At 40.0% G+C, this 4,920-nt stretch carries 6 protein-coding genes; all 6 read right to left on the reverse strand.

Annotated elements, in window-relative coordinates; genetic code table 11:
- Positions 1 to 89: 89 nt before the first annotated feature.
- Entirely contained in the window at positions 90 to 671 is a 582-nt protein-coding gene (hscB, locus tag VLN09_RS04070; RefSeq protein WP_325243931.1) for a Fe-S protein assembly co-chaperone HscB, read from the reverse strand.
- A 60-nt stretch (positions 672 to 731) separates the two neighbouring features.
- Positions 732 to 1,052 (reverse strand): iron-sulfur cluster assembly protein IscA, encoded by a 321-nt coding sequence (iscA, locus tag VLN09_RS04075; RefSeq protein WP_325243933.1) that lies wholly within the window; start codon positions 1,050 to 1,052, stop codon positions 732 to 734.
- A 219-nt stretch (positions 1,053 to 1,271) separates the two neighbouring features.
- Positions 1,272 to 1,658, reverse strand: a complete 387-nt coding sequence (gene iscU / locus VLN09_RS04080) for a Fe-S cluster assembly scaffold IscU (RefSeq protein ID WP_325243936.1) — start codon at positions 1,656 to 1,658, stop codon at positions 1,272 to 1,274.
- A gap of 211 nt (positions 1,659 to 1,869) precedes the next feature.
- Positions 1,870 to 3,096, reverse strand: a complete 1,227-nt coding sequence (locus tag VLN09_RS04085; RefSeq protein WP_325243938.1) for an IscS subfamily cysteine desulfurase — start codon at positions 3,094 to 3,096, stop codon at positions 1,870 to 1,872.
- A complete protein-coding gene (locus VLN09_RS04090; RefSeq protein WP_325243940.1) occupies positions 3,093 to 3,605 on the reverse strand; it encodes an Rrf2 family transcriptional regulator in 513 nt (170 codons plus the stop codon). The genes VLN09_RS04085 and VLN09_RS04090 overlap by 4 nt, the downstream gene beginning before the upstream one ends.
- 386 nt (positions 3,606 to 3,991) lie before the next feature.
- Complete coding sequence (locus VLN09_RS04095; RefSeq protein WP_325243942.1) at positions 3,992 to 4,639, reverse strand: hypothetical protein; 648 nt, start codon at positions 4,637 to 4,639, stop codon at positions 3,992 to 3,994.
- Positions 4,640 to 4,920: the final 281 nt, after the last annotated feature.

Below are 4,920 nucleotides of genomic sequence, written 5' to 3' on the forward strand. Positions count from 1 at the left end.
AGCGTAGATTTTTAAAAGTTCTGAAACACATTATAAATTTTAGCCGTTATTATTGTATTTAATAATAAGGCTATTAATAAGCGAATCAATTACACATATAAATCATCGTCATCTAAATGTGTAGCCGCTGAGATTCCATCAATGGCTGTCACGACGTCAGCATTTAACTTTACCAAAAACTTCAACTTTTGGGTCGAATCAATAGCGGTTTGCCAGTCTTGAATCTCATAAGCGCTTGTAAAGCTTGCTGACTGTTTTGTTAGACGTTCTGTAATCTGTGGATGCAGCTGCTTTAGCGTTGCTATGTCTTGATCACCAATAGCGTCGTCCAAATCCATACGCATTTCCATAGCATCTTCTAAAAAGTCCAAATCTGCGATGGAGTGCTCTAGGTTTTGTGCTTGACCTGCCATATGTAGCAAATAGCTGGCTCGAGTATCAGGCGCACTCAAGGTTTGATAGCCCTGATTAATAAGTGCGGACGCTTGCTCAGACTGCTGCTGTGCTTTTGCAGTATTAGCTACATTTTTTGCGACATTATCAGGATGATAGCGTTTTTGCAAAAGACGTAAACGCTGATCTAAACTGTCTTGTACAATATCAAACTGCACAGGCTGCTCAAATAAGGCAAAAAAGTTATCAAACTGTGGTTCTAATATGCTATCTATCATATCGTCTGCCTTTATTTTATTTATTATTTTAAGGGCTTTTATTTTGTCTAATAAAAACGGTTATACCGTAAAGGACTCACCGCAGCCACACTCACCTTTTTGGTTGGGATTGCTGAATTTAAAGCCTTCATTGAGACCTTCTTTTTCATAATCCATTAACAAACCATCGAGATATACCAAGCTTTTAGGGTCAATAAAAATACTGACACCAAGGCTCTCATAACGGGTGTCATTTTCGTCAGGGATATCGACGAACTCTAATACATAAGCTAAGCCTGAACATCCTGCCGTACGAATACCCACTCGTATGCCTTCGCCTTTACCGCGATTGTCCAAAAACTCACTCACATGTTGAGCGGCGCGTTCTGTCATTTCAATCATGCCAACTCCCATTGACTATCAATAATAGAGATAAAAATTCAAAATAAGTAATGAAATAAATAAAAAGGTGACAATTACATAAGCGTCATTGTCACCTCCTTGGCGTTAGCCGCTTTTCAGCAGCTTGCGCTTTTATACAGAGAACAAGTTGCTAAATACTATATATTAAACTGCTTATATACTACTTAATATAGCTAGTTGTTTTAACGACGGCTAAGCTTAAGCAGGAGTATGCTTGCCTTTATAATCACTGATAGCCGCTTTGATAGCATCTTCTGCAAGGACTGAGCAATGCACTTTTACTGGTGGTAATGCTAATTCTTCAGCAATGTGACTATTCTTAATTTCACCAGCTTGATCCAAGCTTTTGCCTTTTAGCCACTCAGTAACGAGCGAGCTTGACGCAATGGCTGAACCACAACCGTAAGTTTTGAAGCGTGCATCTTCGATAATACCGTTATCATCGACTTGGATTTGTAAACGCATGACATCACCACAGGCTGGTGCACCGACCATACCAGTGCCGACGTTTTTGGCATTTTTATCAAGATTGCCAACGTTGCGTGGATTTTCGTAATGATCAATAACTTGGTCACTATAGGCCATGGGGTTTTCTCCTGGTTAGATGATGAGCCGTCATTTAATGACTGTCGTTGTTAATGGGTTACTGGCTCATCGATAATTGGGGTCAAACACTTAATATATAATTGTCTGATTCATCGGCTATGGCAATATTTTTATATTCAAAACATACTTTTCATGAATAAAATATCGCTCACGCTATTATTGTTTTACATCATAAATCTTAGGATAAATATCAATGCTCAGACCATTCTACTGAATCTAAATCAACACCTTCTTGGTACATATCCCAAAGTGGCGATAGGGCACGTAATTTATCAACGGCTTGATGCATCTGGGTGATAACCGTATCGATATCTTCTTCAGTCGTATAACGCCCGAAACTAAAGCGGATTGAGCTATGTGCCAACTCGTCTGGGCGACCAATAGCGCGCAGCACATAAGATGGCTCAAGAGTCGCTGAAGTACAAGCTGAACCTGATGAGACGGCTAAGTCTTTTAGCGACATCATTAGTGATTCGCCTTCAACAAAGTTAAAGCTGATATTTACAATATTAGGTACACTATTCTCTAAATCACCGTTTAGATAAATCTCTTCGATATCTTGTAGACCATCCCACAGTTTTTGGCGTAATTTTGCCGCATGGGCATGGTCTTCTTGATAGCGCTCATTGGCTAACTCAAATGCTGCGCCCAAACCAACGATTTGGTGAGTCGGTAAAGTACCTGAACGCATGCCGCGCTCATGACCACCGCCATGCTGCTCCGCTTTTAGGCGAATACGTGGCTTACGACTAACGAATAGAGCACCAATACCTTTAGGACCATAAGCTTTATGACCTGAGAAACTCATTAGGTCAATTTTCATCTCTGCAAGATTGATAAGTACTTTACCGACAGATTGTGCACTATCAACATGGAAAACAACACCCGCTTCACGCGTGATTTCACCAATGGCTGCGACATCAGTAATCGTACCAAGCTCGTTATTCACCATCATGAGTGATACTAGAATCGTATCTTCACGTAAAGCAGCTTTCACTTGCTCTGGTAAAATCATACCAGTGCTTGGCTGTGGCTCAAGATAGGTAATCTCAAAACCTTCTTGCTCAAGCTCACGGCAAGTATCTAATACGGCTTTATGTTCAATCTTACTGGTAATAATATGCTTACCGCGAGACTGATAAAAATGAGCTGCGCCTTTAATGGCTAAGTTATCAGATTCTGTCGCACCAGAAGTAAAGACGATTTCGCGAGGATCAGCATTGATGACTTCAGCAACTTGCTGACGAGCCGTTTCTACTGCTTCTTCCGCTTGCCAGCCGTAGCCATGTGAGCGTGATGCTGGGTTACCAAAGATGCCATCTACCGTCAGATATTCGCTCATCTTGGCAGCGACTGACTTAGCAACTGGCGTAGTGGCGGCATAATCTAAATATATAAGGTTGTTATGTTGGCTCATGCTGGGTTTGCCTCGCTGGTCGATAAAGTAATAGTGTTAATGTCTTTTATAGAAATATCTTTTAGAACATCGCTGTGCTGACGGTCTGATACAGACTGCACGTGCTCCATGTTTAATAATTGCGCTAATGTTATATTTTTCAAGTACTGCTCTACATGATTTGATAATGCACACCACAAATCATGGGTCAGGCACATTGTACCACCTTGGCAGTCGCCGCGTCCTTCGCACTGCATGGCATTAACCGATTCATCGACAGCAGAGATGATACTCATCACGTCAATCTGATCAAGCGGCTTTGCTAGATAGTAACCGCCAGATGCACCACGAATACTGGTAACCAAACCACGTTTACGAAGTTTTGAGAATAACTGTTCAAGATAAGAGATAGAAATCGATTGTCGCTTAGCAATGTCAGATAAAGACACCGCACTGTCTTGTTGGCTGGTTTGTAATGCCAAATCTAGTAAAGCGGTCACGGCATATCTGCCTCGAGTAGTCAAACGCATGTGTTATCTCCAAACTTTGTAATGATAAGTTTATTTAACAACGATCTTAGCTTTGTCAGATGATTAAAAGGCAGCCAGTCACATATAAAGAGCTATGCTGCTAATAAACAAAGTCATCTATCAACTAAGTGTGTCTTATCGTTATTAAACAACAGATGGTTTACCCGATGTGTGCAACGATAAGGTAATTATACTCAATCCCGAGTAATTTAGTCAAGATTAAAGTGTGGTTGAATGGTTAGTGATATTAATGACGATGATTGATAAAAACAATGGTAGGCAATAAGACAAAAAAGCGTTTGATAGACGATCTGTCATATCAAACGATATGAGTACTCATACTTAACTTTAAGCAAGCTATCTGAGTGTATATTATTGAGAAAGCATTAATTCATCACAAATAGCGCAATGATGGCAGCAATAGCAATGATGGCGGCGATTATTGTCGTAGTCATAAAGGTTTTTTGCTTGCTTTGCAGTTCTTTGACAGCAGTTTCAAGCTCACGGTTTTTGATGGTCAAAGTGGTAATTTCGATTTGCTGCTCTTTAATCCGTAGCTTATAGCTCTCTTTTTTATCTGCCTTTTCAGCTTCAGTCGGCCTAGGCTTACTTTTACCACCTTTTATTTTTTTAATTAAGCCTTGAATCAAACTGCCCAAACCAAGTTGCATGATAAATTGCTTAACCAGCTGCACTTGTACCGTTTCACCGCGCATTTGCAGCTTTTCAGTCGTTTCACTGTCATGAGTGGTGATAGCATTAATCACCTGCAGGCTATAAGCATTAATTACTACGTCAGGTTCACTACGCCCGATAGGTAGCCTGTCATCTAATAATACGCCTTTGGTACTAAAGGTGGCGAATATTTCTACATGCGGTAGATACAACCTAAGCGCAACGACAGTACCTTGTTTAGCAAGTGGATAAGTGGCTTTACGAAGTTCTGGATCTAAACGTAACAGCAGGGTCAGCGCCGATTCGATAAACACCAAAATGATATTAAGCAAAGAGTGAGACAACGTAGAACGCTTCATGTAGATAATCCGTTTTTATTGTTCAAAGATAAGATAAAAGCATAAACGAGGATCAAAACCGACCCAAAGTGTACAGTGATATTGCGCTTATAGTAACGCCTTTATTATAAAAAGTAACGCCCGTTTCTGTCAGTTGTAAAATAATTAGCTAACAACAATCTCTTTATTGAAAGCCTAAACGATAGTGAATTAAACTGTGAATGCCTAGAAAAATAATTGAAGCAATGACTTTAAGCTTCATCTAATATTCAGGATTAAACGTGTAGCTAAAATACAAAACA

The organism is Psychrobacter sp. (genome assembly GCF_035469765.1).
Classification (GTDB): Bacteria; Pseudomonadota; Gammaproteobacteria; order Pseudomonadales; family Moraxellaceae; genus Psychrobacter.

What these genes read in the sequence shown, in the direction of transcription:
- VLN09_RS04090 (WP_325243940.1), bottom strand. Translation starts at nt 3,605, where the DNA reads ATGCGTTTGACTACTCGAGGCAGATATGCCGTGACCGCTTTACTAGAT.
- VLN09_RS04085 (WP_325243938.1), bottom strand. Translation starts at nt 3,096, where the DNA reads ATGAGCCAACATAACAACCTTATATATTTAGATTATGCCGCCACTACG.
- VLN09_RS04095 (WP_325243942.1), bottom strand. Translation starts at nt 4,639, where the DNA reads ATGAAGCGTTCTACGTTGTCTCACTCTTTGCTTAATATCATTTTGGTG.
- hscB (WP_325243931.1), bottom strand. Translation starts at nt 671, where the DNA reads ATGATAGATAGCATATTAGAACCACAGTTTGATAACTTTTTTGCCTTA.
- iscU (WP_325243936.1), bottom strand. Translation starts at nt 1,658, where the DNA reads ATGGCCTATAGTGACCAAGTTATTGATCATTACGAAAATCCACGCAAC.
- iscA (WP_325243933.1), bottom strand. Translation starts at nt 1,052, where the DNA reads ATGATTGAAATGACAGAACGCGCCGCTCAACATGTGAGTGAGTTTTTG.